Source organism: Streptomyces sp. NPDC096079 (assembly GCF_040303145.1).
Classification (GTDB): Bacteria; Actinomycetota; Actinomycetes; order Streptomycetales; family Streptomycetaceae; genus Streptomyces.
Genome location: NZ_JBEOST010000004.1, coordinates 1 through 16,628, shown reverse-complemented (window position 1 = coordinate 16,628; position 16,628 = coordinate 1). Strand labels below are relative to the sequence as shown.

Here is a 16,628-nt window from a genome sequence, read left to right as displayed (position 1 = left end):
CACTCAGGGCTGCAAACATCAATTCCCCCCGTTGTGTTCCGTATCCTGTGCCCGCGCATTTCCCGAGAGTTCCTCATGGAGCAGCTCCAGCACGCTCCGTACGCTCTCTCTACGGATTTCCGTACGAGCGCCGTTCAACCTCAACGACACCACTTTCCCGGCCCGCGCGCTCGTCGCGACGGGCCCGGCGACCGCCACGTAGATGGTCCCGACGGGCTGGCCGTCCTGGGGGGCGGGCCCCGCGACCCCGGTCGTCGAGATCCCCCAGTCGGCGCCGAGCCGGTCCCGTACACCGGCCGCCATCTGCAGCGCGACCTCGGGATCGACCGCTCCGCGCTCCGCGAGCAGGGCCCCGTCGACGCCGAGGAGCTCGCGCTTGAGGCCCGTGGCGTACGCCGTGACCGACCCCAGGAAGGACACCGAGGCCCCGGGCACCGCGGTGAGCTCGGCGGCCACGAGGCCACCCGTGAGCGACTCCGCTGCGGCGAGGGTCTGCTCACGCTCCGCGAGCAGCGCCAGCACCCGGGCGGCCTCGGTCATCGCGTCGCCGTCTCCGACCGTGCGGCTTCCCGTTCCGCCGCGAGGCCCTCGCGGCGCAGGACGACCGCCTGGCGGACGTAATCCAGACCGGTGACGACCGTCAGCACGACGGCCAGCGCCATCACCCAGAAGCGGAGGGTGGCCAGGCCCCCGGTGAGCATGAGGACGTACATGCCCACGGCGGTGCCCTGGGCGAGCGTCTTCATCTTGCCGCCGCGGCTGGCGGGGATGACCCCGTGCCGGATGACCCAGAACCGCATCAGGGTGATGCCGAGCTCGCGGGCGAGGATGACCGAGGTCACCCACCAGGGCAGGTCGCCGAGCGCGGACAGCGAGACCAGACCGGCCGCCATGATCGCCTTGTCGGCGATGGGGTCGGCGATCTTCCCGAAGTCGGTGACCAGGTTGTACGTACGGGCGAGGTGCCCGTCGAAGACGTCCGTGATCATGGCCACCGCGAACGCGGCCCATGCCCAGGCGCGCCACACGGGGTCGTGCCCGCCGTCCTGGAGGAGCAGCACCACGAAGCCCGGCACGAGGACGAGCCGGATCATCGTGAGGATGTTCGCGATGTTCCACAGGCTGGCCTGGTTGACGGCCGCCGTGCCCAGCTTGCCGCGGGGCGCCGGCCTACCGGTCCCGCCCGTCGCGGATGCCGGGACTCCGGTCATCTGCCCGCCTCCTCGAAAAGACACTCGGCCACGAGGTCGACGCCCTCCGTGCCGACGACCTTCGCCCTGACCATACGGCCCGGGGCCAGGTCGCTGCCCGCACCGCCGTCCGCGGGGAGCAGCAGCACCTGTCCGTCGGTCTCGGGCGCCTGGTGGGCCGCGCGGCCGATCCAGCCGCCCTTCTCGTCCTCGTCGTCCGACTCGGACTCGACGAGTACCTCCAGGGTCTCTCCGATCCGCTCCTCCGCGCGCTGCGCGGTGAGCTCCTCGGCGAGCCGGGAGAGGTGGGCGAGCCGCTCGTCGACGACGTCCTGGTCGAGCTTGTGCTCGTAGCCCGCGGCTTCGGTGCCGTCCTCGTCGGAGTATCCGAAGACGCCGATGGCGTCGAGGCGGGCGTGGGTGACGAAGCGTTCCAGCTCGGCGAAGTCCGCCTCGGTCTCGCCGGGGAAGCCGACGATGAAGTTCGACCGGGCACCGGCGGTGGGCGCCTTGGAGCGGATGGTCTCCAGCAGCTCCAGGAAGCGGTCGGTGTCGCCGAAGCGGCGCATGGCCCGCAGCACGTCGGGGGCGCTGTGCTGGAAGGACAGGTCGAAGTAGGGCACGACCTTCTCGGTCGACGTCAGGACGTCGATCAGGCCGGGGCGCATCTCGGCGGGCTGGAGGTAGCTGACGCGGACGCGCTCGATGCCGTCCACCGAGGCCAGCTCGGGCAGCAGGCTCTCCAGGAGCCGGATGTCGCCGAGGTCCTTGCCGTAGGAGGTGTTGTTCTCGGAGACCAGCATGACCTCCTTCACGCCCTGCTCGGCGAGCCAGCGCGTCTCGTTCAGCACGTCGGAGGGACGGCGCGAGACGAAGGAACCCCGGAAGGAGGGGATGGCGCAGAAGGAGCAGCGGCGGTCGCAGCCGGAGGCGAGCTTCACGGAGGCGACGGGGCTGGTGTCCAGGCGGCGGCGGAGCGGCGCGCGGGGCCCGGAGGCGGGCGCGAGGCCCTCGGGCAGGTCGCTCGGCACGTTCTCGGGGGCCTCGACCGAGCCGTGTCCCGGCAGGGCCACGGCCGCGGCGGCCTCCTGGCGCTCCACGGGCGACAGCGGCAGCAGCTTGCGCCGGTCACGCGGGGTGTGGGCCTCGACACTGCCACCGTTGAGGATGGTCTGGAGGCGGTTGGAGATGTCGGCGTAGTCGTCGAAGCCCAGGACGCCGTCGGCTTCCGGGAGGGCCTCGGCGAGCTCCTTGCCGTACCGCTCGGCCATACAGCCGACGGCGACGACGGCCTGGGTCTTGCCGTGGTCCTTCAGATCATTGGCTTCGAGCAGGGCGTCGACGGAGTCCTTCTTCGCGGCTTCGACGAATCCGCAGGTGTTGACGACGGCGACGTCCGCTTCCTCGGCGTTCTCGACGAGCTCCCAGCCGTCCGCTGCCAAGCGGCCTGCGAGCTCCTCCGAGTCCACCTCGTTACGGGCGCAGCCAAGAGTGACAAGGGCGACGGTACGGCGTTCGGGCATGGACTCAAGACTACTTCGTCCCGGCCGTTCCCCCGTCGCGCAGGGTTCACCTGCGCGACAGAGGTCACATCGCGGGCCGCGGGGCCCGCCTCGGGGCGGGGCTCAGCCGGCCTCGGGGTCGCCCTTGGTGTAGCTGAGCCGCTCGACCTGGCCGGATTCGAACTTGTCGTCGAGCTTCTTGCCGTTCACGTAGAGCTCGATCGCGCCCGCGTTGCCGAGGACGAGGTCGACGCGCTCGTCGTCCTGGAAGGTCTTGGACTCGCCCTTGAGGAGGAGCCCGTCGAAGAGGAGCTTGCCGTCGTGGGCCTTCGCCGAGATCCAGCTCTTGTCGTCGATCGCGGAGAGCTTGACCGTGACCTTGTCCTGCGGGACCGCGGCGATCGCGCTCTCGGTGGGCTTGGGCGCGGGCTTGGCCGGCTTCGGCTTGGCGGCGGAGGTCGCCTTCTCCGGGGCGGGGGCCGGGCCGCCGTCGGCCACGGTGGATCCCTTGGGGGCCTCGTTCCCGTTGAACATCGTGAAGCCGACGAAACCGACGACGGCGACGATGGCCGCGACCATCGCGGCGGTCCAGTTGGGCCTGCGCGGCTCGGGGCGGATGCGTTCCGCCTCGAAGAGCGGGGCGGCGGGGGTGGGCGCCGGGCGGCCGCCGTGCTCGGCGTCGTACTGCTCGATCAGCGGGGCCGGATCGAGCCCGACGGCGCGCGCGAGGGTACGGACGTGGCCGCGGGCGTAGACGTCGCCGCCACAGCGCGAGAAGTCGTCCTCCTCGATCGCCTGCACGATCGGAATCCGGACACGGGTGGAGGCACTGACCTCTTCGACGGTGAGACCGGCGGCGACGCGGGCCTGCTGGAGAGCGCGACCGATCGAGTCCCGGTCGTCTGCCGGGAAGGTCCGGTCGTCTTCGGGGGAGTTGCCGATGGACACGAGAGCGCCTTTCGAGCGTGTAGCCACCTGCTGGACGTTCAGTCTATGGGTGGTACGAAAGGGTGGGGCAACCGGGCGGGTGCTGTTTGTACGCCATGAGGCTGGGACATCCTTCTGTCCCTCCCTCCAACTTGACGTGCGGCCAGGGGAAACGGTTGCCCACCGTTCCCTTACGAGTGAGTCTCGGCCCGGTCTCGATCGGGTACCCGGGCCCGGGGGAGCCACACGCGCTACTCCCCCGACTCCCCCCGGATCACGGCCAGGACACCGTCCAGCTCGTCGGGCTTCACGAGTACGTCCCGCGCCTTCGAGCCCTCGCTCGGTCCGACGATGTTCCGGGACTCCATCAGGTCCATCAGCCGGCCGGCCTTCGCGAAGCCCACGCGCAGCTTGCGCTGGAGCATCGAGGTGGAGCCGAACTGCGTCGAGACGACCAGCTCGGCCGCCTGGCACAGCAGGTCGAGGTCGTCGCCGATGTCCTCGTCGATCTCCTTCTTCTGCTTGGTGCCGACGGTGACGTCGTCCCGGAAGACCGGCGTCATCTGGTCCTTGCAGTGCTGCACGACGGCCGCGACCTCGGCCTCGGTGACGAAGGCGCCCTGCATGCGGACGGGTTTGTTGGCGCCCATCGGCAGGAAGAGCCCGTCTCCCTTGCCGATGAGCTTCTCGGCGCCGGGCTGGTCGAGGATGACCCGGCTGTCGGCGAGCGAGGAGGTGGCGAAGGCGAGGCGCGAGGGCACGTTCGCCTTGATCAGACCGGTGACGACGTCCACGGACGGCCGCTGGGTGGCGAGGACGAGGTGGATGCCGGCGGCGCGGGCCAACTGGGTGATGCGGACGATCGAGTCCTCGACGTCGCGCGGCGCGACCATCATCAGGTCCGCCAGCTCGTCGACGATCACCAGGAGGTACGGGTAGGGGTTGAGCTCGCGCTCGCTGCCCTCGGGCAGCTTGATCTTGCCGTCCCGGATGGCCTGGTTGAAGTCGTCGATGTGCCGGTAGCCGAAGGCGGCCAGGTCGTCATAGCGCAGGTCCATCTCGCGCACGACCCACTGGAGGGCCTCGGCGGCCTTCTTGGGGTTGGTGATGATCGGGGTGATCAGGTGCGGGATGCCCTCGTAGGCGGTGAGCTCGACCCGCTTGGGGTCGACGAGCACCATCCGGACGTCCTCGGGGGTCGCTCTTATCATGACCGACGTGATCAGGCAGTTGATGCACGAGGACTTTCCGGAGCCCGTGGCACCGGCGACCAGCACGTGCGGCATCTTCGCCAGGTTGGCCATCACGTAGCCGCCCTCGACGTCCTTGCCGAGCGCGACGAGCATCGGGTGCTCGTCCCCGGCCGCGTCGGCCAGCCGCAGCACGTCCCCGAGGTTGACCATCTCGCGGTCGCTGTTCGGGATCTCGATGCCGACCGCGGACTTGCCGGGGATCGGCGAGATGATCCGTACGTCGGGCGAGGCCACGGCGTAGGCGATGTTCTTGGTGAGGGCCGTGATCTTCTCGACCTTCACGGCCGGGCCGAGCTCGACCTCGTACCGCGTGACCGTCGGGCCGCGCGTGAAGCCGGTGACGGCCGCGTCCACCTTGAACTCGGTGAAGACGTTGGAGAGCGCGTCGACGACGGCGTCGTTGGCCGCACTGCGGGTCTTGCCGGGACCGCCGCGCTCCAGCAGGTCGAGCGAGGGCAGGGAGTACGTGATGTCGCCGGCGAGCTGGAGCTGCTCGGCCCGGGGCGGCAGGTCGGTCGGCTCGGGCGCCGGCTTCGTCAGATCCGGTACGCCGCCGGCGGGCCGGTCCACCCCGCGGGCCGGCGGCACGGGGGCGGCCTTCCCGGGGGCGGCCTTCTCGGCGGCCGCGGCATCGGCGGAGGCGGCCAGGGCCGCGTTCCGCTCCGCGGTGACGTCCTTGGTCAGGTCGGCGACGATCGGCGAGGGCGGCATGCCGTTCAGCACGGCGCCGTCGAGCGCGGCGGCGGCCGCTGCGGCGACGTCCACCGGGTCCAGACCGGTGTCGAAGGCCTCGCGCCCGGAGGTCCGGCGGGCCGGGCGGCCACGCCGCTCCAGCATCTCCGCCTCGGCCCGGTCCACGTCGTACGGCTCCGAGGGCCCGGCCGCCCGGCGCCGGACGGGCCGCGCGGGACGCGGCCCCGCGTCCCGCCAGTCCTCCTCGTACCCCTCGGGGCCCGGCTGCTCCCCGGCCTCCGCCGGGTCGTACGGCAGTTCGACGATGCCCAGCTTCGCGCCGAGCAGCCGCAGCCGCTGCGGGATCGCGTTGACCGGGGTGGCGGTGACCACGAGCAGCCCGAAGACGGTGAGCAGCACCAGCATCGGTACGGCGAGGACCTCGCCCATCATGAAGACGAGCGGCTGGGACGCGGCCCAGCCGATGAGCCCGCCGGCGTCCTGCATGGCCGCGCTGCCGTCACCGCGCCCCGGGGAACCGCAGGCGATGTGCACCTGGCCGAGGATGCCGATGACGAGGGCGGACAGACCGATGCTGATCCGGCCGTTGGCCTCGGGCTTCTCCGGGTAGAGGATCAGCCGGATGCCGATCGCGCCGAGCAGCAGCGGTACGAGCAGGTCGAGCCGGCCGAAGGAGCCGGTGACCAGCATCTCGACGAGGTCGCCGACCGGGCCGCGCAGATTCGACCAGGTGCCGGCGGCGACGATCAGCGCGAGGCCGAGGAGGAGCAGCGCGAGCCCGTCCTTGCGGTGGGCGGGGTCGAGGCCCTTGGCGCCGCGCCCTATCCCCCGGAACATCGCCCCGATCGCATGGGCGAGGCCGAGCCAGGCGCCGCGCGCGAGCCGGTAGACGCCCCCGGTCGGGGACGGTGCGGGCCGGGGCGCGGCCTTCTTCGCGGCGGTCTTCCGCGCCGGGGCACGCTTGGCGGGCGCGGCCTTCTTGGCCGGTGTCTTCTTCGCGGGCGGTTTCGCGGGGGACTTCGCGGGCGCCGCCTTCTTCGCGGCGCCCGTCGTCCGGCCGGCGCGCGGTTTCGCGGTGCCCGCCGTGCCCTGGGAACCCTTGCCGGACGTACGTGAAGCCATGATGCCGAGGTTACCGGTGTGGAGAGCGCCTGTCCGCCTCACCCGTTCGTGTCGCCCGGGCCGGGGCGCGATGCTGACGCCGCATCACGACGGCGGCGCCGCACCGGCACGGACGATGACGGTGCGTCAGCTCTGTGCGGGCAGCGTCGGCGCGGCGCCCGTACCCGGCTCCAGGGCGTCCAGGGCCCGGCGCAGTCCGGTGAGCTTGCGCTCCAGGTGCGCGGCGGTCGCGACGGCGGCCGCGTCGGCGGAGTCGTCGTCGAGCTGCTTCGACAGCGCCTCGGCCTGCTCCTCGACCGCGGCGAGCCGCGCGGAGAGTTCGGCGAGCAGCCCGGCGGACTCCTTGCCGTGACCGCCCTCGCCGCCGCCCTCCAACTGCAGCCGCAGCAGGGCGGCCTGCTCGCGCAGCTTGCAGTTCTTCATGTAGAGCTCGACGAACACGGAGACCTTGGCCCGCAGCACCCACGGGTCGAACGGCTTGGAGATGTAGTCGACCGCCCCGGCCGCGTACCCCCGGAAGGTGTGGTGGGGGCCGTGGTTGATGGCGGTGAGGAAGATGATCGGGATGTCCCGGGTCCGCTCCCGCCGCTTGATGTGGGCGGCGGTCTCGAAACCGTCCATTCCCGGCATCTGGACGTCGAGCAGGATGACCGCGAAGTCGTCCGTCAACAGCGCCTTGAGCGCTTCCTCCCCGGACGATGCCCGCACCAGCGTCTGATCGAGCGCGGAGAGAATGGCCTCCAGCGCCAGCAGATTCTCCGGCCGGTCATCGACCAGGAGGATCTTGGCCTTCTGCACCATGCCCCGTCCTCCTCGTCCCGGCAACGGCTCTCCCCGGTCCCCCGAACCGGGGGAAGCACCGGGCGCCGCCCCAGAAGACGACTCCCTAGCGCCGTCCGTCCTTGTGCCGGTCATCGTAGCCGCACCCCGCCCGTCGCCACACCCTGTCACCGCGATGTCACTGTGCACGTACCGACAAACGCGGTGGGAGACCAGAAGGTTCCCCGTATCCCGCCCTCTCACACGCTCCTGGCGACAGTCCGTCAGCGGGCCCCGGCGGAGTCCGGGGGTCCGCGCGCGGCGCGGCCCCCCGGAGCGGGATCACTGCCCCCGCATCCACTGCTCCATGACCGACAGCAGGTGATCGGGGTCGACCGGCTTCGTCACGTAGTCCGAGGCACCGGACTCGATCGCCTTCTCCCGGTCCCCCTTCATCGCCTTCGCCGTCAGCGCGATGATCGGCAGCCCGGCGAACTGCGGCATCCGCCGGATCGCGGTGGTCGTCGCGTACCCGTCCATCTCCGGCATCATGATGTCCATCAGGACGACCGTCACGTCGTCGTGCTGCTCCAGGACCTCGATGCCCTCCCGCCCGTTCTCGGCGTAGAGCACCGCGAGCCCGTGCTGCTCCAGGACGCTCGTGAGCGCGAAGACGTTGCGGATGTCGTCGTCGACGATGAGCACCTTCTCGCCGGAGAAGCCGAAGGTGCGGCGCGGCTCGGCCTCCGGCTCCTCCCGCTCCGCCGCCGTCGGCTGGCCCGACTGCCCGGGCACCGCTCCCAGCGACCCGGTCGCCTCCGCGGCCGCCTTCCGCCGGTGCCGGAACAGCGCCCCGGCCCCGGACCGCGCCTCCGTCCGTACGGGCGGCGGGAAGTGCGGGAAGGGATGGACGGCCCCGGCCGCGCCCTCCTCCGCGCCCTGCTGCGGATCGTCCGCGTCCTGCGCGCCCTGCCCGTACCCGCCCGACGGCAGCTCCGTCGGGCTGAGCGGCAGGTAGAGCGTGAACGTCGAGCCGCGCCCCGGCTCGCTCGCGGCGAAGATCTCACCGCCCAGCAGCCGCGCGATCTCCCGGCTGATCGAGAGCCCCAGACCCGTACCGCCGTACTTCCGGCTGGTCGTGCCGTCGGCCTGCTTGAACGCCTCGAAGATCACCCGCATCTTGCTCGCCGCGATCCCGATCCCGGTGTCCGTGACCGAGAAGGCGATGAGGTCGGCCTCCGGATCGCGCAGCGAACCGGCCTCCAGGAGCTGCTCCCGGATCGACTGCGGCACGTCCGCGCCCGCCGGCCTGATCACCAGCTCCACCGCGCCCGTGTCGGTGAACTTCACCGCGTTGGACAGCAGGTTGCGCAGGACCTGGAGCAGCCGCTGCTCGTCGGTGTGGAGGGTGGCCGGCAGCTCGGGCGAGACCCGCACCGAGAAGTCCAGGCCCTTCTCCGCCGTGAGCGGGCGGAACGTCGCCTCCACGTAGTCGACGAGCTGGACGAGCGCGATACGGGTCGGGGAGACGTCCATCTTGCCCGCCTCGACCTTCGACAGGTCGAGGATGTCGTTGATCAGCTGGAGCAGGTCCGACCCGGCGCCGTGGATGGTCTCGGCGAACTCGACCTGCTTCGGCGTCAGATTGGTCTCGGCGTTGTCGGCGAGCAACTTGGCAAGGATCAGCAGCGAGTTGAGCGGTGTGCGCAGCTCGTGCGACATGTTGGCCAGGAACTCCGACTTGTACCGCATGGAGACGGCGAGCTGTTCCGCGCGCTCCTCCAGGACCTGCCGGGCCTCCTCGATCTCGGTGTTCTTCACCTCGATGTCGCGGTTCTGCCGGGCGAGCAGCTCCGCCTTCTCCTCCAGCTCCAGGTTGGAGCCCTGGAGCTCCTTCTGCCGGTGCTCCAGCTCGGCCGACCGCTCCTTGAGCTGCTCGGTCAGCTCCTGCGACTGCTGGAGCAGCACCTCGGTCTTGGTGTTGACGCTGATCGTGTTGACCGTGGTCGCGATCAGCTCGGCCAGCTGGTTGAGGAAGTCCCGCTGGATCTGCGTGAACGGCTGGAACGACGCCAGCTCGATCACACCGAGGACCTTCCCCTCGAAGAGGACCGGCAGCACGATCACGTGCGCGGGCGCGGCCTCGCCCAGCCCGGACGAGATCTTCAGATAGCCCGGCGGCACGTTGACCTGGATGGTCCGCTTCTCCTCCGCCGCCGTCCCGATCAGGGTCTCGCCCGGCCGGAACGAGGTCGGCATGGACCCCGTGGAGTATCCGTAACTCCCGCGCATGCGCAGCTCGTACGAGCCCTCGCCCTCACCGACGAGTTCGGCGTCGCTGTGGGCGGAGCCCGTCGGCATGGCCACGAAGAAGGCGCCGTGCTGCGCCGAGACCACCGGCGTCAGCTCGCTCATGATGAGCGAGGCCACGTCGTCCAGGTCCCGCCGGCCCTGCATGAGACCCGAGATGCGGGCCAGGTTGCCCTTGAGCCAGTCCTGCTCCTCGTTGGCGAGGGTGGTGTCGCGCAGGTTGGCGATCATGGTGTTGATGTTCTCCTGGAGGGCCTGGATCTCGCCCGCCGCGTCGACACCGTCGATCTTGAGGTTGAGGTCGCCGCGGGTGACCGCCGTGGCGACGGCGGCGATGGCCCGCACCTGCCGGGTCAGGTTCCCGGCCATCTCGTTCACGGACTCCGTCAGGTCCCGCCAGGTGCCGTCCACGTCACGGACCCGGGCCTGACCGCCCAGCTGCCCGTCCGTACCCACCTCGCGGGCCACCCGGGTGACCTCCTCCGCGAAGTTCGACAGCTGGTCGACCATCGTGTTGATGGTGCTCTTCAGCTCCTGGATCTCACCGCGCGCGTCGATGTCGATCTTCTTCGTGAGGTCGCCCTTGGCGATGGCGGTCGTGACGGCGGCGATCTGCCGCACCTGACCGGTGAGGTTGTCGGCCATGCCGTTCACCGAGTCCGTCAGGTCCCGCCAGGTGCCCGAGACCCCCGGCACGCGCGCCTGGCCGCCGAGGATGCCGTCGGTGCCCACCTCACGGGCCACCCGGGTCACCTCGTCGGCGAACGACGACAGCGTCGTCACCATCGTGTTGACGGTGTCGGCGAGCTCGGCGACCTCGCCGCGCGCCTCGACGGTGACCTTCTTCGTCAGATCGCCGTTGGCGACGGCCGCGGACACCCGGGAGATGTTCCGCACCTGACTGGTCAGGTTGTTGGCCATCAGGTTCACGTTGTCGCTGAGGTCCTTCCAGGTGCCGGTCACCCCGCGCACCCGGGCCTGACCGCCGAGGATGCCCTCGGTGCCCACCTCGCGGGCCACCCTCGTCACCTCGTCGGCGAAGTTCGACAGCTGGTCGACCATGGTGTTGACGGTCGTCACCAGCTCGAGGATCTCGCCCTTGGCGTCGACGGTGATCTTCTTCGACAGGTCGCCCATGGCGACCGCCGTGGTGACCTCGGCGATGTTCCGCACCTGACTGGTGAGGTTGTTCGCCATGAAGTTCACCGACTGGGTGAGGTCCTTCCAGGTGCCGGAGACCCCCTGCACCTCGGCCTGACCGCCCAGAATGCCCTCGGTGCCCACCTCGCGGGCCACCCTGGTCACCTGCTCCGCGAAGTTCGAGAGCTGGTCGACCATCGTGTTGAGGGTGTTCTTCAGCTCCAGGATCTCCCCGCGCGCGTCCACGTCGATCTTCTGCGACAGGTCACCGCGCGCCACCGCCGTGGCGACCTGCGCGATGTTGCGGACCTGGGTGGTGAGGTTGCCGGCCATGCCGTTCACCGAGTCCGTCAGATCACGCCACACGCCGGCCACGCCCGGCACCTGCGCCTGACCGCCGAGCCGCCCGTCCGTACCCACCTCGCGGGCCACCCGGGTCACCTGGTCCGCGAACGCCGACAGCTGGTCCACCATCGTGTTGATGGTGTTCTTCAGCTCCAGGATCTCCCCGCGCGCGTCCACGTCGATCTTCTGCGACAGGTCACCGCGCGCCACGGCCGTCGTCACCTGCGCGATCTGCCGCACCTGCGAGGTCAGGTTGCCGGCCATGAAGTTCACGGAGTCCGTGAGCTCCCGCCAGCGCCCGGACACCCCGTCGACCCGCGCCTGGCCGCCGAGACGGCCCTCGGTGCCCACGTCCCGGGCCATCCGGGTCACCTGGTCCGCGAAGGACGACAGCTGCGACACCATCGTGTTGACGGTGTTCTTCAGCTCCAGCATCTCGCCGGCCACGTCCACCGTGACCTTCTGCGACAGGTCACCGTTGGCCACGGCCGTCGTCACCTGCGCGATGTCCCGCACCTGCCCGGTCAGGTTGCGGAAGGCCGTGTTCACCGAGTCGGTGAGGTCCTTCCACGTCCCCGCCGCGCCCGGCACCTCGGCCTGACCGCCCAGCAGACCCTCGACGCCGACCTCCCGGGCCACCCGGGTCACCTCGGAGCCGAACGCCGACAGCTGGTCCACCATCGTGTTGACGGTGTTCTTCAGCTCCAGCATCTCGCCGGCCACGTCCACCGTGACCTTCTGCGACAGGTCACCGTTGGCCACGGCCGTCGTCACCTGCGCGATGTCCCGCACCTGCGTGGTGATGTTCCGGAACACCGTGTTGACGGAGTCCGTGAGGTCCTTCCACGTCCCCGCCGCGCCCGGCACCTGCGCCTGACCGCCCAGCAGACCCTGGGCGCCGACCTCGCCCGAGACACGGGTCACCTCGTCGGCGAACGTCCGCAGCGTCTCGGTCATCTGGTTGATCGTGTCGGCGAGCTGGGCGATCTCACCGCGCGCGGAGACCCGCACCTTCTGCGACAGGTCGCCGTTGGCGACCGCCGTCGTCACCTCGGCGATCCCCCGCACCTGGTTGGTGAGGTTCCCCGCCATCGTGTTGACGGAGTCCGTGAGGTCCTTCCACACGCCGGCGACCCCGGCCACCTCGGCCTGACCGCCGAGCTCGCCCTCCGTACCCACCTCGCGCGCGACCCGGGTCACCTCGGAGGAGAACGACGACAGCTGGTCCACCATCCGGTTGACGGTGTTCTTCAGCTCCAGCATCTCGCCGGCCACGTTCGCGGTGACCTTCTGCGAGAGATCGCCGTCCGCCACCGCCGTGGTCACCAGGGCGATGTCCCGCACCTGCGCGGTCAGCCGGTTCGCCATCGTGTTGACGGAGTCCGTGAGGTCCTTCCACGAACCGGACACCCCGCGCACCTGCGCCTGCCCGCCCAGCTTGCCGTCCGTACCCACCTCGACGGCGACCCTGGTCACCTCGGAGGCGAACACCGACAGCTGGTCGACGAGGTTGTTGGCCGTACGGGCGACCTTCAGGAACTCCCCGCGCAACGGCCGCTCGGTCCCGTCCGCACTCTCCGAACGAAGGTCCATCCGCTGGTCCAGATCGCCCTCGGCCACCGCCGAGAGCACCCGCCCCACCTCGGACACCGGCCGGGCCAGATCGTCGACGAGCGCGTTCGCGGCCTCGATCGCCGCCGCCCACGCCCCCTCACTGGCCCCCGCCTCCAGCCGCTCGGAGAGCTTGCCCTCGCGGCCGACCACCCGCCGCACCCGGGACAGCTCCCCCGTCACGTGCATCTGCCGGTCGGCGACCTCGTTGAACACGGCGGAGATCTCCGCCATGACCCCGTCACCGGACACCGTCAGTCGCCTGCGGAGGTTCCCGTCCCGCATCGACACCAGCGCGGCCAGCAACCGCTCCAGCGCCGCCGCGTCCACCTGGACCGTCCCCCCACGGGAACGCCCGCCCCTCGCGCGCGTGCCACTGCCGCCGCCGCGCCGCGCCGCCGTGCCAGACTCCACCGTGTCCCTCCCGAAAGGGGTCGACCGTACCGTTCCGGCTCTCGCCGTCAGCCTGCCCAGTGTTTCACCGTGACCGAACCAGGCGATAACAGTTCGGCAGCTTCGCACAGCGTCCCTACCCCCGAGGGACGGAATCAACGGTGACCGGCATCCGCTCGGACAGCGAAGGTAAGTAACCTGGCATCCGGCTGTCCAACCGCCCCGGTCCGCCCGGCAGGGGCGGCGTGGTGTGCGCACGACCACCGGGCAGCGGGAGGGACAGACCGAGCATGGCAGAGCCGGGCGTCGAGACGCGTACGAGGAGTGCTGTGATCACCGCGCGGGCGACTGCCAGCTTCGAGCCCGTCGGGCGGTCCGTCGCGGCCGCCCGCGCCTTCGTCCGGGACACCCTCCAGGGCTGGGGGCACCCCGAACTCGTCGACGACGCGGTCGTCCTCACCAGCGAGCTCGTCACCAACGCCGTCATCCACGCCGGCACCGCCGCCGAGGTCCTCTGCCTCCGCTCCGAGGACAGCGTCCGCGTCGAGGTCGCCGACCGCTACCCCGAGCGCGAGATCCCCGTCCAGAGCGGCCGCTCCTTCGGCAGCCCCGACCGCGAGAACGGCCGGGGCCTGCTCCTGTGCGCCGCCCTCGCCCACCGCTGGGGCGTCGACTACTCCCCCACCCGCAAGCACGTCTGGTTCCACCTCGACCTCCCCCAGCGCCCCGTCGGCACCCGGTCCGCCGGCCCCGTCCTCCCGGACGCCCTCCTCCCGGTCGCCGAGAGCCGCGTCCGCGTCGCCGTCGCCCAGATCGACCGCGGCGGCACCATCACCGCCTGGAACGAGGACGCCGGGGAACTCTTCGGGTACGCCTCCGAGCACGTCATCGGCAAACCCCTCGGCGACCTCGCCGCCTGGCCCCACACCCCCGGCATCGGCACCGGCCTCGCCGAGGCCCTCCGCCTGTCCCGCTGGGAGGGCAGCTACGGCATCCGCTGCGCCGACGGCCGCGTGATCCCCGTCTACGCCTCCCACCTCCGCGTCCGCGACGCCCAAGGCGAGCCCTCCACCGTCTGCCTCCTGGTGCGCGAGCACGAGCGCGCCGTCCTGCAGACCCCACAGCGCCCCGTCGCCGAGCCGGGCGCCGAGAGCCGCGCCGCCGACCCGTTCGAGGTCTTCATCGGCTCCCCCGCCCCCGACGACCTCGACGGCCTCCTCCAGCGCACGGTCGAACGCGCCCGCGACATGCTGGACGGCGACGCCGCCTTCCTGCTCCTCGCCACCGACGACGAGACCGAGCTGGAGGTACGGGCCACCACCGGGCTCCCGGCCGCCCGCCAGCGCTTCGCCCGCGTCCCCGTGGAGACCGGAGCCAGCCGCTACGGCTCCGCCCGCATGCCCGCCGTCCACGAGGACCTGGCAGCCGTCCCCGGCGCCGTACCCCTCCTCGAAGGCACCGGCATGCGCTCGGTCGTCACGGTCCCGCTCAAGGTCGAGGGCCGCCTCACCGGCTCCCTCGGCGTCGCCGCCGAATCCGCGAACCGCTACTCCAACGAGGAGGCCCTCCGCCTCCAGTTCGCCGCCGACCGCATCGCCCTGGCCGTCGAATCGGCCCGCCTCGGCGAACTCGAACGACTCCGCCGCGGCTCCCTCAGCTTCCTCGTCGAGGCCTCCGACCTCCTGGCCGGCACCCTCGACCGCGACCAGACCCTGGCCCTCATGGCCCAGATGACGGTCCCCACCCTCGCCACCTGGTGCGCGGTCTACACCCTCGCCGACCAGGCCTCCGACCCGTACCTCTCGTACGTGCTCCACGAGGACGAGGACCGCATCGACGGCCTGAAGGAACTGCTCTCCTCGATCGCCCCGCCCGACCCGGTGCCGACCCTCGGCGCCCGCGTCTGGTCCGCCCCGGGCGACGCCGCGCACCGCGCCGCGCTGACCGCCTCGGTCCGTGCCCTCGACCACCCGGCGAGCCCGCTCTCCTCCGGCATCGACACCACCCTGGCGACCGCGAGCACCGTCGCCGGCGAGACGGTCGTCCTGCCGCTGGTCGCCCGCAACCGGGTCATCGGCATGCTGACCCTCGGCAGGCCCTCGGAGGACCACTTCCGCCAGGAGATCCTGGAGCTCGCCGAGGACCTCTCCCGCCGGGCCGCCCTGGCCCTGGACAACGCCCGTCTGTACTCGGAGCGCGTGGCGATCAGCCAGTCCCTCCAGCGCAGCCTCCTCCCGCCCGGCCTCCCCGAGATCCCGGGCGTCGAGGTCGACGTCATCTACCGCGCGGCCGGCGAGGGCAACGAGGTGGGAGGCGACTTCTACGACGTCTTCCCCATCAGGGACGACGTCTACGGATTCGCCATCGGCGACGTGTGCGGTACGGGACCGGAGGCGGCCGCCGTCACGGGTCTCGCCCGCCACGCCCTGCGCCTCCTGGCCCGCGAGGGCTTCGGCGGCCCGGCCGTCCTGGAGCGGCTGAACGCCGCGATCCTCGACGAGGGCGCGCGCAGCCGCTTCCTGACCCTCCTCTACGGCGAGATGCGGCCGCAGCCGGACGGCTCGGCGATCCTGAAGGTCGTCTGCGCCGGCCATCCCCTCCCGTTGCGCCTCCGCCCGGACGGCACGGTGGAGCCCGCGGCCGAACCGCAGCCGCTGCTCGGCGTCATGGAGGACCTGGAGCTGTACGAGCAGACGGTCACGCTCGCCCCGGGAGACGTCCTCCTGTGCGTCACGGACGGCGTGACGGAGCGCCGCGAAGGCACCCGCATGCTGGGCGACGACGGCCTGGCCGATGTCCTCAGGACCTGTACGGGCCTGACGGCCGGGGCGGTCGCCTCCCGAGTCCTCCGCGCGGTCGAGCGCTTCGCCCAGGCTCCCGCCTCGGACGACATGGCGATCCTGGCGATGCGCCTCAGGGAGCCGGACCCCAGCTGACCCCGCCCGACCGGCGCCCCTCGCAAGGGGGCGCCGGCGTCGGGGATCGACGTCTCCGAAAACGCGAAAAGGCCCCCGCCAAGAGGCGGGAGCCTTTTCGTTTCGGAGCCCTTTAACGGAATCGAACCGTTGACCTTCTCCTTACCATGGAGACGCTCTACCGACTGAGCTAAAAGGGCGGGTGTTCGGCGGCGTCCTACTCTCCCACAGGGTCCCCCCTGCAGTACCATCGGCGCTGAAAGGCTTAGCTTCCGGGTTCGGAATGTAACCGGGCGTTTCCCTAACGCTATGACCACCGAAACTCTATGAAGATATGAACCGCCGCACCACCCAAAGGGGGGCGTGTTCGTTACTTCAGAACTAACACAGTGGACGCGAGCAACTGAGGACAAGCCCTCGGCCTATTAGTACCGGTCAGCTCCACCCATTACTGGGCTTCCACATCCG

The 16,628-nt window shown here is 71.0% G+C and carries 8 protein-coding genes, 1 tRNA gene and 1 rRNA gene; 1 reads left to right on the top strand and 9 read right to left on the bottom strand.

All coding sequences use genetic code 11. The annotated features are described in order from the left end of the window. Nucleotides 1–18: 18 nt before the first annotated feature. From ABTY59_RS10550 to ABTY59_RS10520, 7 genes are all read right to left on the bottom strand, one after another. Nucleotides 19–540, bottom strand: a complete 522-nt coding sequence (locus tag ABTY59_RS10550; RefSeq protein WP_352018528.1) for a CinA family protein — start codon at nucleotides 538–540, stop codon at nucleotides 19–21. After that, on the bottom strand, nucleotides 537–1,211 hold the full coding sequence (gene pgsA, locus ABTY59_RS10545; RefSeq protein ID WP_352018527.1) for a CDP-diacylglycerol--glycerol-3-phosphate 3-phosphatidyltransferase: 675 nt from the start codon (nucleotides 1,209–1,211) through the stop codon (nucleotides 537–539). The genes ABTY59_RS10550 and pgsA overlap by 4 nt, the downstream gene beginning before the upstream one ends. After that, nucleotides 1,208–2,713: a 30S ribosomal protein S12 methylthiotransferase RimO gene (rimO, locus tag ABTY59_RS10540; RefSeq protein WP_352018526.1), complete on the bottom strand. Its 1,506-nt coding sequence runs from the start codon at nucleotides 2,711–2,713 to the stop codon at nucleotides 1,208–1,210. Before rimO ends, pgsA begins: the two co-directional genes overlap by 4 nt. Before the next feature lie 102 nt (nucleotides 2,714–2,815). Continuing rightward, entirely contained in the window at nucleotides 2,816–3,640 is an 825-nt protein-coding gene (locus ABTY59_RS10535) for a helix-turn-helix domain-containing protein (protein WP_352018525.1), read from the bottom strand. A 230-nt stretch (nucleotides 3,641–3,870) separates the two neighbouring features. Continuing rightward, a complete protein-coding gene (locus tag ABTY59_RS10530; protein WP_352018524.1) occupies nucleotides 3,871–6,687 on the bottom strand; it encodes a DNA translocase FtsK in 2,817 nt (938 codons plus the stop codon). Nucleotides 6,688–6,813: 126 nt separating this feature from the next. Beyond that, nucleotides 6,814–7,488: a response regulator gene (locus ABTY59_RS10525; RefSeq protein WP_093873786.1), complete on the bottom strand. Its 675-nt coding sequence runs from the start codon at nucleotides 7,486–7,488 to the stop codon at nucleotides 6,814–6,816. A gap of 300 nt (nucleotides 7,489–7,788) precedes the next feature. After that, the gene (locus ABTY59_RS10520) at nucleotides 7,789–13,266 is read right to left on the bottom strand and encodes a HAMP domain-containing protein (protein ID WP_352018523.1); all 5,478 of its coding nucleotides are present in this window, start codon (nucleotides 13,264–13,266) and stop codon (nucleotides 7,789–7,791) included. A gap of 269 nt (nucleotides 13,267–13,535) precedes the next feature. On the opposite strand from ABTY59_RS10520, the gene ABTY59_RS10515 reads away from it, so the two are divergent. After that, on the top strand, nucleotides 13,536–16,181 hold the full coding sequence (locus tag ABTY59_RS10515; protein ID WP_352018522.1) for a SpoIIE family protein phosphatase: 2,646 nt from the start codon (nucleotides 13,536–13,538) through the stop codon (nucleotides 16,179–16,181). A 106-nt stretch (nucleotides 16,182–16,287) separates the two neighbouring features. On the opposite strand, the gene ABTY59_RS10510 is transcribed toward ABTY59_RS10515, so the two are convergent. Continuing rightward, a tRNA-Thr gene (locus ABTY59_RS10510) sits at nucleotides 16,288–16,360 on the bottom strand. 4 nt (nucleotides 16,361–16,364) lie between these two features. Beyond that, nucleotides 16,365–16,481: ribosomal RNA gene (gene rrf / locus ABTY59_RS10505) — 5S ribosomal RNA — on the bottom strand. Nucleotides 16,482–16,628 lie beyond the last annotated feature (147 nt).

Coding starts and splice junctions, on each gene's coding strand:
- ABTY59_RS10550 (WP_352018528.1), bottom strand. CDS start 540: ATGACCGAGGCCGCCCGGGTGCTGGCGCTGCTCGCGGAGCGTGAGCAG.
- pgsA (WP_352018527.1), bottom strand. CDS start 1,211: ATGACCGGAGTCCCGGCATCCGCGACGGGCGGGACCGGTAGGCCGGCG.
- rimO (WP_352018526.1), bottom strand. CDS start 2,713: ATGCCCGAACGCCGTACCGTCGCCCTTGTCACTCTTGGCTGCGCCCGT.
- ABTY59_RS10530 (WP_352018524.1), bottom strand. CDS start 6,687: ATGGCTTCACGTACGTCCGGCAAGGGTTCCCAGGGCACGGCGGGCACC.
- ABTY59_RS10525 (WP_093873786.1), bottom strand. CDS start 7,488: ATGGTGCAGAAGGCCAAGATCCTCCTGGTCGATGACCGGCCGGAGAAT.
- ABTY59_RS10515 (WP_352018522.1), top strand. CDS start 13,536: ATGGCAGAGCCGGGCGTCGAGACGCGTACGAGGAGTGCTGTGATCACC.